A 13,811-nucleotide genomic window follows, 5' to 3' on the forward strand; every position below is an offset into this window, starting at 1 on the left:
ATCACCGCGCGCCCGCTACACTCTCCCCATGCCGACAACCCGGCGCCAACGGCCCAAAGACCGCAAGGAGACGATCGCGCTCGCCGCCGCCGAGCTGTTCTGCGCCCGCGGCTACCACAACGTCGGCATCGAGGACATCGCCCAGGAGGTCGGCGTCACCGGCCCCGCGCTCTACCGGCACTTCCCGAACAAGCAGGCCGTGCTCGCCGCGGCCGTCGAGGAGCTGGGCGTGCGCTTCGCCGAATGCGTGCACTCCGGCGCCGGCGAGCCCACCCCGCCCGACCGGCTGCGCGCCGCCCTGCGGGCGCTCGTCCGCTACACCCTCGACCGGCGCGCCGTCGCCCGGCTCTACCAGTGGGAGAGCCGCTACCTCGACCCGGAGCAGCGGGCGGAGCTGACCGCGCCGTTCGACGGCGCCGTGCGCACGCTGCGCGAACTGCTGCTGGACGTGCGGCCCTCGCTGCCCAAACAGGACGCCGCCCTGGTGATCTCCGCGGCGCTGAGCGTGATCGCCAGCCCCGCCACGCATCGGGCGAGCCTGTCCAGGGGCAAGGCCGAGCGCACGATCCTCGACTGCGTCGCCGTCCTCACCGCCGTGAACCTGCCCGCGCCGCCGCCGCGGACGTCCTCCCGGCGGGACCGGGAGGATCGGTTCGCGCTGCTGCCGCGGCGGGAGCGGCTGCTCGCCGAGGCCATCCGGCTCTTCCACGAGCGGGGCTACCACCAGGTGAGCATCGCCGACATCGGGCAGGCCGCCGGAATCAACGCCTCCAGCGTGTACTCGCACTACGCGGGCAAGGCCGAGTTGCTGGCCGCCGCCTACCATCGTGCCGCCGGGCGGCTGGCGGACACGGCCGCCGCGGCGCTGGCCGGTGCGTCCTCACCTGCGCAGGCCCTGGGGCGGTTGATCGACGCCTACGTCGAGATCACCTTCGAGCAGGCCGACCTGGCCGCCGTCTACGTCTCCGAGAGCGAGAACCTGCCGCCGGCCGACCTGCGGCGGCTGCGGGCCGCGCAGCGGCGGCACGTTGACACCTGGATCGGGCTGGTGGCCCAGGCCCGGGTGGGGGAGGAGGCGGCCGAGCTGCGGTTCCGGACGCATGCGGCGCTGAACATCGTGACCGACCTCGCCCGCGCGGCCGGGCCCTCGGTGACGGGGGCGCGCACCGCCGCGCTGTTGCGGCCCATGCTGGGGCTGCCGGAGTGACCCGGCCGGGGTGTGCCGCCAGCGCCCCTTCGCCGCCCGTCGCCCCTTGACCGCCCAACGGCCCTTCGCCGCCCGTCGCCCCTTGACCGCCTAGCGGCCCTTCACCGCCCGTCGCCCCTCGACCGCCCAACGACCCTTCACCGCCCGCCGTCCGTGCCGCCCAGAGCGCCGACCAGCTCGCTGACCGCCGTGACCAGGTCGGCGCCGAGCCGGCGCCAGGCCGCTGCGGCGTCCCCGGGATCCGGCTGCTCCCGCGCCAGCTCCGTCTCCAGCTCGGCCGACATGTGCACGATGAGCTGACGGGTCATGTCCTTCCTGCGCGCCGCACCCGGACCCGGCGCGGCGCCGGCGTCGTGCAGGCGGCGCAGCGACGGCGTGTCCAGGTGCGCCCGGACGGCGTACTCGCGCAGCGCGGGCTCCACCGTGACCTGGGCGAGGAAACGCCCGTACCAGGAGGGGGTGCCCAGGTCGATGTGGTGCTCGATGCGCGGCAGCACGATGCAGCCGATCCGCTCCGGCAGCGGCATCCGTTCGGGGTCGCCGTGCCGCGCCGTCATCGCCAGCCGGTGCCGCTCGATGGCCTCGGCGTGCTCGGCCAGGATCGCCTTGATCAGGTCGTCCCGGCCGGAGAAGTGGTACTGCACCGCCGACTTGTTGCGCTGCCCCGCGGCCTCGCCGATCTGCCGCAGGGACACCGCGGCGAGCCCCCGGGTGGCGTACAGCCGCTCGGCCGTGTCCATGATCAGGCTTCTGGCGCCGACCGGCGCCGCCACCCGGGGCGGGGTCACCAGGTGACCCAGACGTCTTCCAGGCCGCCCGACAGCAGCCCCTTGCGCAGCCGCAGCCCGTCCACGCCGTCACGCAGCGCCAGCCCGGGCAGGCGGCGGATCAGCGTGCCGAGCACGACCTGCAGCTCCAGCCGGGCCAGCGGCTGGCCCAGGCAGTAGTGCGCGCCCGCGCCGAACGACAGGTGCTGGGCGGCGTTGGCGCGGCGCGGGTCGAACCGCTCGGGGTCGTCGAACCTGCGCGGGTCCCTGTTGGCGGCGGGCCGGCACGGGATGAGGGTGGAGCCGGCCGGGACCGTCGTGCCGCCGAGGTCGACGTCCTCGGCCGCGACGCGGGGGAAGCCGATCACGCTGAGCGTGGTGTCCAGGCGCAGGACCTCCTCCACGGTGCCCGGGATCAGCGCCGGGTCGTCGATCACCGCCTGGTAGCGCTCACGCTCCGACAGGAGCATCGCCGTCATGATGGCGATCATGTTGGAGGTGGTCTCGTGCCCGGCCAGCAGCAGCGCCCGGACGGTGGCGATGAGCTCCTGGTGGCCGAGCCGGCCGTCCTCGGTGTCGGAGATCTGGGTCAGCTCGCTCAGCAGGTCGTCGCCCGGGTCGGCGCGGCGGGCGTCCACGAGGGCGGAGACGTAGGAGTCGAAGTCGCGGTAGGCCTGCTCGACCTCCTCCTGGCTGTAACGGGTCAGCGTGAGCATGACCTGCGACCAGTGGGCGAACTTGTCCTGGTCGTGGCTCGGCGCGCCGACCAGGGCGCAGATGACGCGTACCGGCAGGGGCAGGGCGAGCTGGGCCGACAGGTTCGCCGGGGAGCCGGACTTGAGGAGGTCGTCCACCAGCTCGTCGGTCATCGCCTGCACGCGGGGCCGCCACGCCTCCATCTTCTTGATCGTGAAGGAGCGGGTCAGCAGCCGCCGCCACCGCAGGTGGCCCTCGCCCTCCCGCATGTCCGTGCCGGACGCGGCCCGGTTGAAGATGCCGCCGTCCTGGGTGGTCGAGACGCGGGCGGCGTCGGGGCCGCCGCGGCGGAAGCGCGGGTCGGTCAGGGCTGTGCGGACGTCGTCGTAGCGGGTGAGCAGGACGGCGGTGTCGCCGCTGGGCAGCCGGACGTGCGCGACCGGGCACTGGTCGCGCAGTTCGGCCCATTCGTGGGGTGGGTCCATCGTGGTGTCGCGGTCGAAGGGATAGTTCGGCAAGGTCATCGCGGCCCCCATGTCGTTGACAGCTCGTGCCAACTTTAAGGCGGTCGCCTTAGTAAGGCCAGAGGCTGGGCGGGATTTCCGGTGCGGGCCGAGGCGCAGGCCGGGCTTCGCGCGAATTCACCGTGCGGTACAGGGCGCCCGCCAGGACGCCGGCGAGCAAGAACTTGAGCAGGAGGAGCACGGTCACGCGCGCCACTCGTGATCGGGCAGGAACCGCACGTCGTAGCGCTGCGGCACGGTGCCGAAGCGTTCGGGCGCGGGCACGTACGGCGCGGCGGGCAGCCCCAGCTCGTCCGTGGGAGTGCCGAGCGACTCGAAGAAGCGCTCGAACGTGCCGCCGGGCCCCGCCGCCACGCCCACGATCTGGCTGGCGTGCCGCTCGATGCGGTAGGCGTGCGGGCAGTTCTTCGGCACGAACCCGAAGTCGCCCGAGGTGAGCAGCTTCTCCTGCTGCTCGCCTTCCAGGTCCTCGACGAACAGCCGCACGGCGCCCTGGGTGACGAAGAAGACCTCGTAGGTGCCGGCGTGCAGGTGTGCGGGGATGATCTTCCCCTTGGGGCCTTCGCAGGTGAAGAAGTTGAACGTGTTCTCGGTCTGCTCGCCGCCCGCGTAGACCGTGATGAGGTCGCCGAACAGGTGGGCCCTGTCGCCCATGCCCTTCTCGACGAAGTACGGCTTGCCCGGGCCGGGAGGGATGTGTGAGCGGGTGCGGTAGGAGGTGGCGTATTCCATGGTCATGAGGGGTCCCTCCCCAGGTGAGACGGTATTGTCAGGTCACCTGACATTAGAAGGGGTGGGAGACTTCGGCAAGACGCCGTACCGACGAGGACTTGGATCGCACACCGACATGACCCAGCCGGCCCGCAACCTGCCGCAGCGCCTGGCCGAAGCCAGGCGCTGGTTCGACGAAGGGCTCCTGGCCAGCATGGAGGCCGCGGGCGAGCGCCCGCTGACCATCGCGCAGGCCTGGGTGTTCGCCACGCTCGACAACGCGGGCACCACGGTGTCCGAGCTGGCCAGGCGCATGGGCGTCACCCGGCAGAGCGCCCACCAGGCCGTGCACGGCCTCATCGACGCGGGCCTCATGGAGCAGGTGCCCGACCCGTCCTCGGCGCGCGCCCGGCTGATCCGCACCACCGCCGAGGGGCAGCGGGCGCACGAGCTGGCGCAGCGGTGTATCGCCGTCATGGAGGACGTGCTGGCGCGGCGGCTCGGCGAGCAGGGGGCCGCCGCCCTGCGAGTCGCGCTGGAAACGCCGTGGGGGGATCCGCCGATCGTGGCCGCGCCGCCTGAGAAGGAATGGGCGGAAACGATCAATTGAAAGGGCGAAGGAACAATTTCCTGGTGATTAGGATGCAGCGGAAGGACGGATGAACCCCTGGGGCGGGAGCGCACTTGTGATCGAAAAGGGCAGCGTGTTGCCGGGCGCGAACGGCAGCGGGCCGCCGGACGCCGACGGCGCTGCGTCGGCGGAGGCGGTCGGCCGCGTCCTCGGCACGCAGGCAGCCTCCCCCCTGTCGTTCTGGGTGGGCCTCCAGCCGGGCCGGATCGTCCAGCTCGACGACGTCGTGGTGACCAGACGCGACACCCCGGGATTCGGCCAGGTGCTGGTCGCGGGGGTGGTCTCGGCGGTCGAGGCCAGGCACGAGGGGGCGGCCTTCGACTCCGACGTGTTCCTCATCGCCGACGGCGCGCTGCCCGCCGCCGTCGTCGAATGCGCGGAGGTCCGGGTGACCAGGGTCGAGCCGGAGGTGTTCATCCCGCCGCTGCCCGGCGCGCTCGCCTACCGGGCCCAGGCGGGCGACCGCGACCAGGCGCTCTACTTCGACGTGATGGACCGCCGCGTCCCCATGGGGCTGGGCCGCGACGGCCGCCCGATGTACCTGAATTTCGATTTCCTGGACGGCACCCGCGGCGCCCACGTGTCGATCTCCGGCGTTTCCGGAGTGGCGACGAAGACGTCGTTCGCCACATTCCTGGTGTATTCCATTTTCAACTCCGGAGTGCTCGGCGCGGAGGCCGCCAACACCAAAGCGCTGATCTTCTCCGTGAAAGGCGAGGACCTGCTCTTCCTCGACCACGCCAACACCCGCCTCGACGCCGCCGCCCGCGCCCAGTACGACCGGCTCGGCCTGCCCGCGGCCCCGTTCGGCAGCGTGCACGTGTTCGCCCCGCCGCGCCCCGGCGACCCCAACGGCGTGCCGAACGTCCAGGCCAGAACCCAGGCGGTCAGCTCCTACTACTGGACGCTGGCGGAGTTCTGCGCCGAGGAGCTGCTGCGGTTCGTCTTCACCGACGCCGACGACGAGCGCGCCCAGTACTCCCTGCTCGTCGGCCAGATGGCGGCCCGCCTGCAGTCCTGGGCGGAGCCGGTCGGGGAGTCGGGCGCCGTGCGGGTGCGCCGCCCCGACGGTGAGGCGGGGCCGGTCTGCCGCACGTTCGCCGACCTGGTCGACTTCCTCGGCGGGCAGCTCGCCGACGAGGGCACCCGCGCCGCCTGGACGGGCGCGCCGACCCCGCTCGGCACCGTGAACGCGTTCCTGCGCCGGCTGCGCAGCGCCGTGCGGCCGCTGTCGCCGATCGTCCGCGGCGACCTGTCCGGCCGCCGCCCGCACTCGATCGGCGTCTCCGACGCCCAGGTGTCGATCGTGGACCTGCACAACCTGCCCGATCGGGCGCAGCGGTTCGTCGTCGGCGTGACCCTGCGCGGCGAGTTCTCCCGCAAGGAGAGCGCGGGCACCGCCAGGCCGCTGCTGTTCGTGGTGCTGGACGAGCTGAACAAGTACGCGCCCCGCGAGGGCGAGTCGCCCATCAAGGAGATCCTGCTCGACGTGGCCGAACGCGGCCGCTCGCTGGGCGTCATCCTCATCGGCGCCCAGCAGACGGCCTCCGAGGTCGAGCGGCGCATCGTGGCCAACTGCGCCGTCCGCGTCGCCGGCCGCCTCGACCCGGCCGAGGCCACCCGCCCCGAGTACGGCTGGCTGCCCGCCACCGCCAGGGAACGTGCCACGATCGCCCGTCCCGGCACGATGTTCGTGACCCAGCCCGAGATCCCCGTGCCGCTCGCGGTCACCTTCCCGTTCCCCGCCTGGGCCACCCGCCCGGCCGAGGCGGCGGCCCCGCCGCCCGTCAAGGTGTCCCGCGGCCCCATCGCCGGCGCAGACCCGTTCGCCGGCCTGCCGGGCGCCGACGACGACATCCCTCCCTTTTAAGGACGCTTCGCATGAAGATCCTGCACACCGCCGACTGGCACGTCGGCAAGGTACTGAAGGGCCGCCACCGCCTCGACGAGCACCGCGCGGTGCTGCGCGAGCTCGTCGCGCTGGCCCGCGAGGAGGACGTGGACGCCGTCATCGTGGCGGGCGACCTCTTCGACACCTCCGCCCCCACCCCCGAGGCGCAGGCGCTGGTGCTGGACGCGGTGCTCGCCCTGCGCGAGGGCGGCCGCGACGTCGTGGTGCTCGCGGGAAACCACGACAACCCGCAGCTCCTTGAGGTGTACCGGCCGATACTCGGCAAACTTGGCATCCACGTCGCCGGCACGTTCCGCCGCCCCGACCAGGGCGGCGCGCTCGCGTTCACGGCCCGCTCCGGCGAGCCCGTGCGGCTGGCCGTGCTCCCGTTCCTGTCGCACCGGTACGTCGTACGCGCCGCCGACGTGCTCACCGGCACCCCCGCCGAGCACAACCGCGACTACGCCGCCCGCGTCGCCGAGCTCGTCCAGGCGCTCACCACCGGCTTCGAGGCCGGCACCGTCAACCTCGTCACCACCCACGGCACGCTGCCCAGCGGCCGGTTCGGCGGCGGCGAGCGCCGCGCCCAGTCGATCTTCTCCTACTACTTCGAGCCCACTGCCTTCCCCGCCACCACCCAGTACGCCGCGCTCGGCCACCTGCACCGCCGCCAGCAGATCCCCGGCCCCTGCCCCATCTGGTACAGCGGCTCGCCGCTGGCCGTCGACTTCGGCGAGGAGGACAACACGCCCGGCGCGCTGCTCGTCACCGTCGAGCCGGGCCGCCCCGCCGTGGTGCGCGAGGCGACGATCTCCTCGGCCCGCCCCCTGGCCACCAGGACGGGCACACTGGAGGAGCTGGAGGCCATGGCCGCCGGCCTCACCGAGACCTGGCTGCGCGTGATCGTGGCCGAGAAACCGCGCCCCGGGCTGGCCGACACCGTCCGCGAGATCCTGCCGACGGCGCTGGAGGTGACCGTGCACGAGCGCTTCCAGCCGGTACGCGACCCCCGCCAGCCCCCGGCGCCCGGCGCCGGCGCACGCAGCCCGCGCGAGCTGTTCCGCGACTACCTGGCGGGCGCCGGACGCGACAACGACCAGGTCGCCGCCCTGTTCGACCGGCTGCACGAGGAGGTGAACGGCTCATGAGGCCGCTGCGGCTGCACCTGGACGACTTCGGCAGCTTCCGCGAGCCCGTCACGGTCGACTTCTCCGACGTCGACTACTTCGTCCTCGTCGGCCCGACGGGCGCGGGCAAGAGCACGCTGATCGACGCCATCTGCTTCGCCCTGTACGGCACCGTGCCCCGCTGGGGCAAGGAGAACGTCATCGCGCACGCCCTGGCCCCGTCCGCCGTCGCCGCCAAGGTGGCGCTGGTCTTCGAGACGGGAGGCCGCCGGTACGCCGTGGTCCGCGCGCTCAAGCGGGACGCCAAGGGCAAGGTGCACACCGCCGAGGCCCGGCTGGAGGAGCTGGTGCCGTCCGTGCCGGCGACGGCCACGCTGGACGAGCTGATGAGCGCCGTCGCCCGGCCGGTCGCGGAGGGCGCCGCCGTCACCGCCGAGGTGCAGCGGGTCACCGGGCTGGAGTACAAGTTCTTCACCCAGTGCGTGGTGCTGCCGCAGGGCAGGTTCGCCGAGTTCCTGCACGCCCAGCCGCGCGAACGCCAGGACCTGCTGGTGCAGCTCCTCGACGCCGAGGTCTACGAACGGGTCAGGCAGCGCGCCGTCCAGGAGGAGAGCGGCGCCGCGCAGGCCGCCACGCTCGCCCGCGAGCGGCTGGCCCGCCTCACCGACGCCGACGAGGCCGCCGAACAGGCGGCCAGGACCCGGCTGGCCGCGCTCCGCACCCTGGACGAGCAGGTCAGAGGTGACCTGGACGCCCTCAGGGACTCGGCCGAGGAGATCCGCCACCTCGCCGGGGAGCGGGAGGCCGCCCGGCGGCGGGTCGCCGCGCTGGCCGCACTCGGCATGCCCGCCGAGGTGCCCACCCTGGCGGAGACCGTGCGCGCGGCGGCGGGCGAGGTGCGCGACCACGCCTGCGACGTCGAGTCCGCCGAGGCGGAGGAGCAGCGGGCCGAGGACGACCTGGCCGCGCTGGACGATCCCGACGTGCTGGCCGACCGGATCAGGACTCTCGATGAGCACGAACGCGTCGTCGCCGAGCTGCGGGGCGTCCAGGAGCGGGCCGATCTGACGCGGGCGGGCCTCGAACCGCTCGCCGAGCGCGCCCGCGCACTCGAAGCCGCGCTCGCCGAGGCTGAGGAGGCGGGGGAGCGGCTGCGTGACGCCCACGCGGGGGCCGAGCTGGCGCGGCGGCTGGTCGTCGGGCAGGAGTGCCCCACGTGCCTGCGGCCCGTCGAACGGCTGCCGCACCATCCCGTCTCGGCCGGCCTGCGGGCCGCCGAGCGGCACGTCAAAACCTGCCGCAAGGAGGCGGAGCAGGCCCGCAACCGCCGCACGGAGGCGGAGACCGAGCTGCGCCACCTCGAACGCACGGCCCGCGACCTGACCGAACGCGCCACCCGCACGACCCGCCACCTGGCGGCCGGCCTGGCCGATCCCGCTACCGGCGACCCGGCGGCCGGTCTGATCGATCCCGTGACCGGCGACCCGGCGGCCGGCCTGATCGAGCCCGCTACCGGCGACCCGGCGGCCGATCCTGCCGAGCGCGCCGTTCCCGACGTGACCGCGTTGCCGGCCGGGGTCGATCGTGACGACCTGGAGGGGCGGCTCGCGGCCGTCCGGGCGGCGGAGCGCCGGGCCGCCAAGCTGCGGCAGGCCGCCCGCGACGCCCGAGCCCGCCTCACCACCGCCCACCGCCGCGCCGACGAGCTCACCCGCAGAACCGACCGCCTCTGGCGCGACCTGGAGTCCGCCCGCGACACGGTGGTGCCCCTCGGCGCGCCACCCCTGACCCGCGACGACCTCCACCACGCCTGGACGGACCTGCTCACCTGGCGCGACACCACCGCCGTCCAGGAGCGGGCGGCGTTGAGCAAGGGCGACGAGCGAGTCGCGGAGGCGGAACACCACGCCCGCACGCTGTGGTCCACCGTGGTCGGGCACCTGACCGAACACGGCGTGGACGTCCCCGGAACCACCGCGGCCCCGCCGACCGGCGCCACTCCCGACAGCGCGCGCCTGGGCGAGCTGGTGGTCGCGGCCAGGGCCCGGGCGCAGGCGCGCCTGGCCAGGGTCGAGGAGAACCGCGCCACCGCCAGGGAGCTGGACGAGCGGGCCAGGACGGAGGAGGAGCGGGCCAGGGTCGCCAAGGAGCTGGCCCAGTGCCTGCGCGCCGACGCGTTCGAGCGCTGGCTCTGCACGGAGGCGCTCGACCTGCTCGTCACCGCCGCCTCCGGCACGTTGCGTGAGCTGTCCGACGGCCAGTACGAGCTGGCTCTCGGCGCCAGGAACGAGATCGAGGTCATCGACCACGCCGAGGCGGGCCTGCGCCGCAACGCCCGTACCCTGTCGGGCGGCGAGACGTTCCAGGCGGCGCTCGCCCTGGCGCTGGCGCTGTCCGACCAGGTGGCGGGGCTGTCGGCGACGGCGGCGCGCAGCCTCGACTCGCTGTTCCTGGACGAGGGCTTCGGCAGCCTCGACCCGGCCACCCTGGACACGGTCGCCGCCACCCTGGAACGCCTGGCCGGTGGGCGTGAGCGCATGGTCGGGGTGGTCACGCACGTGCCCGCGCTGGCCGATCGCGTCCCGGTGCGGTTCGAGGTGCGGCGGGACGCCAAGGGATCGCATCTGCACCGGGTGATGGCGTGACAACCGCGTTCACGGTGGACCCGTGGGATCCTGGTTACACGGCCGCGCTGAACGCCGAGGCGCTGGCCGAGCTGGACGCCACCAGCGCGGAGCTGGACCTGGACGTCGAGCTGCCCGCCGGCGGCTGGCGCCCGGTCACGCCCGATCCCGGCACCGCGCCGCCCGAGGTGCTGCTGATCGCCGACGGCGTCCGCCGCATCGACGCCCGCCTGTGGACGTACGCACCGGGCGACGCCGCGACCGGTGGCGGGCCCATGCCGCAGGACGCCGCCTCGGGCGGCGGCGCGCCCGTGCCCGGGATCGCCGCGTCCTGCGCCGCCGGGATCGTCCGTTGCGCCCGGGGCGCCCCCGCCCGCCTGGCCGCCGTCGAGGTGAGCCACGCCCTGTTCAGCGCCTCCCCGCACGCGGCCGACATCACCACCACCGCCGCCCGCTACCGGGCCCGCCGCGCGCCGCGCCCCGGCATGGACGACCTGATCCTGGCCCTCCAGAGCCACCTCACCCAACTGGAGGTGGACCTCGCGATCCGGCACAGGGCCGAGTCGGCCGAGGACGACCTCCTCCTGGTGGACGGCCCGCTACGGGGACGCACGCACCTGCCACGTACCGTCGGCTACATCAAGACCCACCACACCGCCTACCTGCCGTCCCCGCAGGCCGCCACCGTGTCGCGCCTGGAGCCGGGGCAACGCACCCCGATCTTCCTCATGGGGACGAGCTGGCGCCGCCACGCCTGGTACGTCCGGCTGCCCGCCCCCTCGGGCCTGCCGTGGTCGGGCGTCGTCCGCTGCGAGGCGAGCGCCGACCTGGGCCTCGACACGCTGGTGAGCCTGGCCGACTCGGTCACCCACGCCCTGCCGCCCCTGGCGGGCGTCGACTACAAGGACCCGCGCGCCCCGCAGAACCTCGTCCCGATCGGCGGCCTGGAGCGGCTGCTGCGCCACCGGCTGGGCGACGCCCGCCTCCTCTACCGGGCCCTGCGCGCCGCCGCCCGGCAGGGACGCCCCGTTCCGGTGCGCTGATCTCACAGACCGTTGGCCGCCTGGATCGCCGCCTCCACCGACGCCTCGACGTGGAAGAAGTCGCGCAGCCCGCTGAGCGACAGGATGCGCTCCACCCGGTCGGGCACGCTCGACAGGACGAGCGGGGAGCGTTGCGCGCGGCTCTGGTTGAGCAGCACCACCAGCGCGCCGATGCCCATGGAGTCGCAGAACGTCAGGCCGCCGAGGTCGAGCACCAGCCCCATGGAGGGCGTGACCTGCCAGGCGTCCGCGACCTGCCGGTGCAGCAGGTCGGCGCATCGGTAGTCGAGGTCGCCGCTGGCGTGGGCCACGATCAGGCTGCCGTGCAGTCCGATCGAGACGGTGAACCGCCGGGCGGATTCGCGCTGTCCGGTCATGGACTTCCATCGTCAGCCCGATGCGAACGGGGAGCAACCCTCCCGCGTCGCTACGTACGCGGCGAACAGGACAAAATGGGCGGATGACTGCCGATGATCAACCACCGGCCGGCCCGTTCGAGGAGCGGCTGTGGGCCGCGCACCGCGACGGGCGGCAGGCCCTGTGCCTGAGCCTGCTGCGCGAGACCGAGCTCGCGCTGCCGATCACCGCCGCCGCCGCGGCGGGCACCGAGGCGCCCGCCTGGGCGACGGCCGTCGCGGACGAGCGCACCTGGCTGCTGGCCTTCACCTCCGTCGAGGCGATGCGGCTGGCCTCCGGCGGGGCCGCGACGCATTGCCGGGTCGCCTCGCTGACCGAGCTGGCCGCCGGCTGGCCCGACCCGCGCTGGGGGTTGGCCGTCAACCCGGGGCTGCGGGTGTCGTTCCTGCTGGAACCGGGGACGGTGGCCCGGCTCGCCGTGCCCACGCTGGTGCAGGACCTGCGGCTCGACCCCGGCTCGGGGGTGCCCGTGGTGCAGAAGCTGCTCGCGGCCGGCGACATCCCCGAGCTGCTGATGACCGCCGAGCCGAGGGTGTCCGGCTACTGCCATCACGCGCTCGACGTCGCGCACATCGCCACCCCGGCGGTGCTCGCCGCCGCTCTGGGCGGCCCCGGCCTGCTGACGGAGAGCGGCTCGCTGAACATCCTGCGCTGGCGTCCCGTCGGCCTCGAGCTCTACCGCACGCCGTACGGGGGGACCGACGAGGAGGGCAGGGACGCCGTGGCGGGCTGGGTGGTCGAGGAGCCGCCGTTCTTCGGCATGGGGCTGGTGCCCAGCGTCGACAACGTCATCCGCGAATACAAGGTGAACGGCGTCGGCCTGCCCCACGGCGCCGAGATCTGGGAGCTCACCCACGAAGGGACCGAGCACCGCCGGGCCATCTACCACGGCGACCTGCGGCGCTGGCTGTTGATCGGAAGGCGTCCATGACCTCCTGGCACTCCTACCGCGCCCGCTGGCGCGGCGCCGAGTTCCCGGCAAGCCCCGAGCCGCACGCCCTGGAGCTGTGGGTACGCCTGCGCAGCGCCGATCCGCTGGACGGCTTCGAGCCGGTCGAGCCCGGCTGCCACGTGCGCACCGTCCCCGTGACCGAGTGCGAGTGGCTGCGGTTCGTCACCGTGGTGTGCACCTGGCGCGGCGAGCCGTTCCAGGTGCACGGCGAGTGGGACGGGCTGCTGCTGCTGGAACACCTCGGCGGGTCCGTGAACACCGCGCGCGAGCTGGGGCTGGAACGGGTGGAGCGGGGCGTGTGGCGGGCCTGGGCGCCCCGGCCGGAGGTCACGGACCTCCGCGAGGAGAGCGTACGGATCACCGCCGAAAATCATCACTTTTAGGCTAAGACCTTGTTTCCTGGTGTTCATGTGACGGAAACTGACACGTAAGGCAGGTGTGGCGTAACACGACGGAAATGTCGCGAGGGGGTTATGGGGTCACCGGAGCGGCCCGATGTGGCGGCGATGCGGGCGTACGCGGACGAGCTGCGCGAGATGTTCACCCGGCTGCAGGACGAGGGGCTGGAGCTGCATGCCAAGGCCAGAGCCGTCCAAGCCACCGAGACCTCCCGCGACGGCCTGGTCTCGGTCACCGTCGGAGCACGCGGCGAGCTGATCCGGCTCGACCTCGACCCGCGCATCTACCGGCGCCCCGACGCGCGCGCCCTGGCCGACACGATCGCCGAGACCGCGCACAAGGCCGCCGAGGCGGCCCAGCGGCGCGTCATCGAGATCTTCGAGCCGGTGATCCCGCCCGACCACTTCAAGGCGCACCTCGACGGCGACGTCGAAACCGTCCTGTCGAGGCTCGCCGAGGACATGGGAGGCAGTCGGTGAACGGAAACTGGGACGGCGCCTTCATCGCCAAGTCGATCGTGGACCGGGGCATGTCCGCCTGGTCCACCACCGCCGAGGAGGTCAGCAGGGAGCTGCCCAAGCTGGCCGCCGAGATCGAGGAACACCTGGCCGCGGCGCCGTGGGGCGTCGGCGCGGAAGGCGAGGCGTTCCTGCGGGCGCACTTCAGCGACGGCGGGCCCACCGAGATGATCACGCAGTGCAAGCGGCTGGCCGAGGAGATCGTGGACGCCGGTGACCGGCTGCGCCAGGCCATCGACAACACCCGGCAGACCGACGCCGACATCGACCACGATCTCACGCGCATGACGCGCGAAGTCTGAAA

The 13,811-nt window shown here is 73.6% G+C and carries 14 protein-coding genes; 10 read left to right on the plus strand and 4 right to left on the minus strand.

Annotation, left to right across the window (positions count from 1 at the left end; translation table 11 throughout):
* Window positions 1-28 precede the first annotated feature (28 nt).
* Window positions 29-1,207, plus strand: coding sequence for a TetR/AcrR family transcriptional regulator (locus FXF51_RS44365; protein WP_148440810.1), 1,179 nt, complete (start codon window positions 29-31; stop codon window positions 1,205-1,207).
* 137 nt (window positions 1,208-1,344) lie between these two features.
* Here the strand turns inward: FXF51_RS44365 and FXF51_RS44370 are convergent, their stop codons facing one another.
* The 3 genes from FXF51_RS44370 to FXF51_RS44380 all read right to left on the minus strand — a co-directional run bounded on the left by FXF51_RS44370 (window position 1,345) and on the right by FXF51_RS44380 (window position 3,932).
* Complete coding sequence (locus FXF51_RS44370; protein WP_148440811.1) at window positions 1,345-1,995, minus strand: TetR/AcrR family transcriptional regulator; 651 nt, start codon at window positions 1,993-1,995, stop codon at window positions 1,345-1,347.
* Complete coding sequence (locus tag FXF51_RS44375; protein ID WP_148440812.1) at window positions 1,992-3,194, minus strand: cytochrome P450; 1,203 nt, start codon at window positions 3,192-3,194, stop codon at window positions 1,992-1,994. The genes FXF51_RS44370 and FXF51_RS44375 overlap by 4 nt, the downstream gene beginning before the upstream one ends.
* Before the next feature lie 183 nt (window positions 3,195-3,377).
* Complete coding sequence (locus FXF51_RS44380) at window positions 3,378-3,932, minus strand: quercetin 2,3-dioxygenase (RefSeq protein ID WP_148440813.1); 555 nt, start codon at window positions 3,930-3,932, stop codon at window positions 3,378-3,380.
* Between the two features lie 109 nt (window positions 3,933-4,041).
* Between FXF51_RS44380 and FXF51_RS44385 the strand changes: the two genes are divergently transcribed.
* The 5 genes from FXF51_RS44385 to FXF51_RS44405 all read left to right on the plus strand — a co-directional run bounded on the left by FXF51_RS44385 (window position 4,042) and on the right by FXF51_RS44405 (window position 11,221).
* Window positions 4,042-4,515, plus strand: a complete 474-nt coding sequence (locus FXF51_RS44385; RefSeq protein ID WP_148440814.1) for a MarR family winged helix-turn-helix transcriptional regulator — start codon at window positions 4,042-4,044, stop codon at window positions 4,513-4,515.
* A gap of 76 nt (window positions 4,516-4,591) precedes the next feature.
* A complete protein-coding gene (locus FXF51_RS44390) occupies window positions 4,592-6,406 on the plus strand; it encodes an ATP-binding protein (protein WP_262380244.1) in 1,815 nt (604 codons plus the stop codon).
* An 11-nt stretch (window positions 6,407-6,417) separates the two neighbouring features.
* A complete protein-coding gene (locus FXF51_RS44395; protein ID WP_148440815.1) occupies window positions 6,418-7,575 on the plus strand; it encodes an exonuclease SbcCD subunit D in 1,158 nt (385 codons plus the stop codon).
* Complete coding sequence (locus tag FXF51_RS44400) at window positions 7,572-10,199, plus strand: AAA family ATPase (protein WP_148440816.1); 2,628 nt, start codon at window positions 7,572-7,574, stop codon at window positions 10,197-10,199. The genes FXF51_RS44395 and FXF51_RS44400 overlap by 4 nt, the downstream gene beginning before the upstream one ends.
* Window positions 10,196-11,221 carry a hypothetical protein gene (locus FXF51_RS44405; protein ID WP_148440817.1) on the plus strand — a complete coding sequence of 342 codons (1,026 nt, stop codon included), beginning with the start codon at window positions 10,196-10,198 and terminating at the stop codon, window positions 11,219-11,221. The genes FXF51_RS44400 and FXF51_RS44405 overlap by 4 nt, the downstream gene beginning before the upstream one ends.
* Window positions 11,222-11,223: 2 nt before the next feature.
* Here FXF51_RS44405 and FXF51_RS44410 read toward each other — a convergent pair whose 3' ends face one another.
* Entirely contained in the window at window positions 11,224-11,598 is a 375-nt protein-coding gene (locus FXF51_RS44410; protein ID WP_148440818.1) for an anti-sigma factor antagonist, read from the minus strand.
* Between the two features lie 83 nt (window positions 11,599-11,681).
* Between FXF51_RS44410 and FXF51_RS44415 the strand changes: the two genes are divergently transcribed.
* The 4 genes from FXF51_RS44415 to FXF51_RS44430 all read left to right on the plus strand — a co-directional run bounded on the left by FXF51_RS44415 (window position 11,682) and on the right by FXF51_RS44430 (window position 13,809).
* Window positions 11,682-12,569: an SseB family protein gene (locus tag FXF51_RS44415; protein WP_148440819.1), complete on the plus strand. Its 888-nt coding sequence runs from the start codon at window positions 11,682-11,684 to the stop codon at window positions 12,567-12,569.
* On the plus strand, window positions 12,566-12,973 hold the full coding sequence (locus tag FXF51_RS44420; protein ID WP_148440820.1) for a hypothetical protein: 408 nt from the start codon (window positions 12,566-12,568) through the stop codon (window positions 12,971-12,973). Before FXF51_RS44415 ends, FXF51_RS44420 begins: the two co-directional genes overlap by 4 nt.
* 90 nt (window positions 12,974-13,063) lie before the next feature.
* Window positions 13,064-13,468 carry a YbaB/EbfC family nucleoid-associated protein gene (locus FXF51_RS44425; RefSeq protein WP_148440821.1) on the plus strand — a complete coding sequence of 135 codons (405 nt, stop codon included), beginning with the start codon at window positions 13,064-13,066 and terminating at the stop codon, window positions 13,466-13,468.
* A complete protein-coding gene (locus FXF51_RS44430) occupies window positions 13,465-13,809 on the plus strand; it encodes a hypothetical protein (protein ID WP_148440822.1) in 345 nt (114 codons plus the stop codon). Before FXF51_RS44425 ends, FXF51_RS44430 begins: the two co-directional genes overlap by 4 nt.
* The last annotated feature ends 2 nt before the right edge of the window (window positions 13,810-13,811 follow it).

Source organism: Nonomuraea sp. PA05 (assembly GCF_008086045.1).
In the GTDB taxonomy this organism is placed as follows: domain Bacteria; phylum Actinomycetota; class Actinomycetes; order Streptosporangiales; family Streptosporangiaceae; genus Nonomuraea; species Nonomuraea monospora.

Excerpts from the sequence above, each read along its gene's own strand:
- FXF51_RS44385 (WP_148440814.1), top strand. The coding sequence starts at position 4,042 with ATGACCCAGCCGGCCCGCAACCTGCCGCAGCGCCTGGCCGAAGCCAGG.
- FXF51_RS44375 (WP_148440812.1), bottom strand. The coding sequence starts at position 3,194 with ATGACCTTGCCGAACTATCCCTTCGACCGCGACACCACGATGGACCCA.
- FXF51_RS44415 (WP_148440819.1), top strand. The coding sequence starts at position 11,682 with ATGACTGCCGATGATCAACCACCGGCCGGCCCGTTCGAGGAGCGGCTG.
- FXF51_RS44380 (WP_148440813.1), bottom strand. The coding sequence starts at position 3,932 with ATGACCATGGAATACGCCACCTCCTACCGCACCCGCTCACACATCCCT.
- FXF51_RS44425 (WP_148440821.1), top strand. The coding sequence starts at position 13,064 with ATGGGGTCACCGGAGCGGCCCGATGTGGCGGCGATGCGGGCGTACGCG.
- FXF51_RS44420 (WP_148440820.1), top strand. The coding sequence starts at position 12,566 with ATGACCTCCTGGCACTCCTACCGCGCCCGCTGGCGCGGCGCCGAGTTC.
- FXF51_RS44365 (WP_148440810.1), top strand. The coding sequence starts at position 29 with ATGCCGACAACCCGGCGCCAACGGCCCAAAGACCGCAAGGAGACGATC.
- FXF51_RS44400 (WP_148440816.1), top strand. The coding sequence starts at position 7,572 with ATGAGGCCGCTGCGGCTGCACCTGGACGACTTCGGCAGCTTCCGCGAG.
- FXF51_RS44395 (WP_148440815.1), top strand. The coding sequence starts at position 6,418 with ATGAAGATCCTGCACACCGCCGACTGGCACGTCGGCAAGGTACTGAAG.
- FXF51_RS44410 (WP_148440818.1), bottom strand. The coding sequence starts at position 11,598 with ATGACCGGACAGCGCGAATCCGCCCGGCGGTTCACCGTCTCGATCGGA.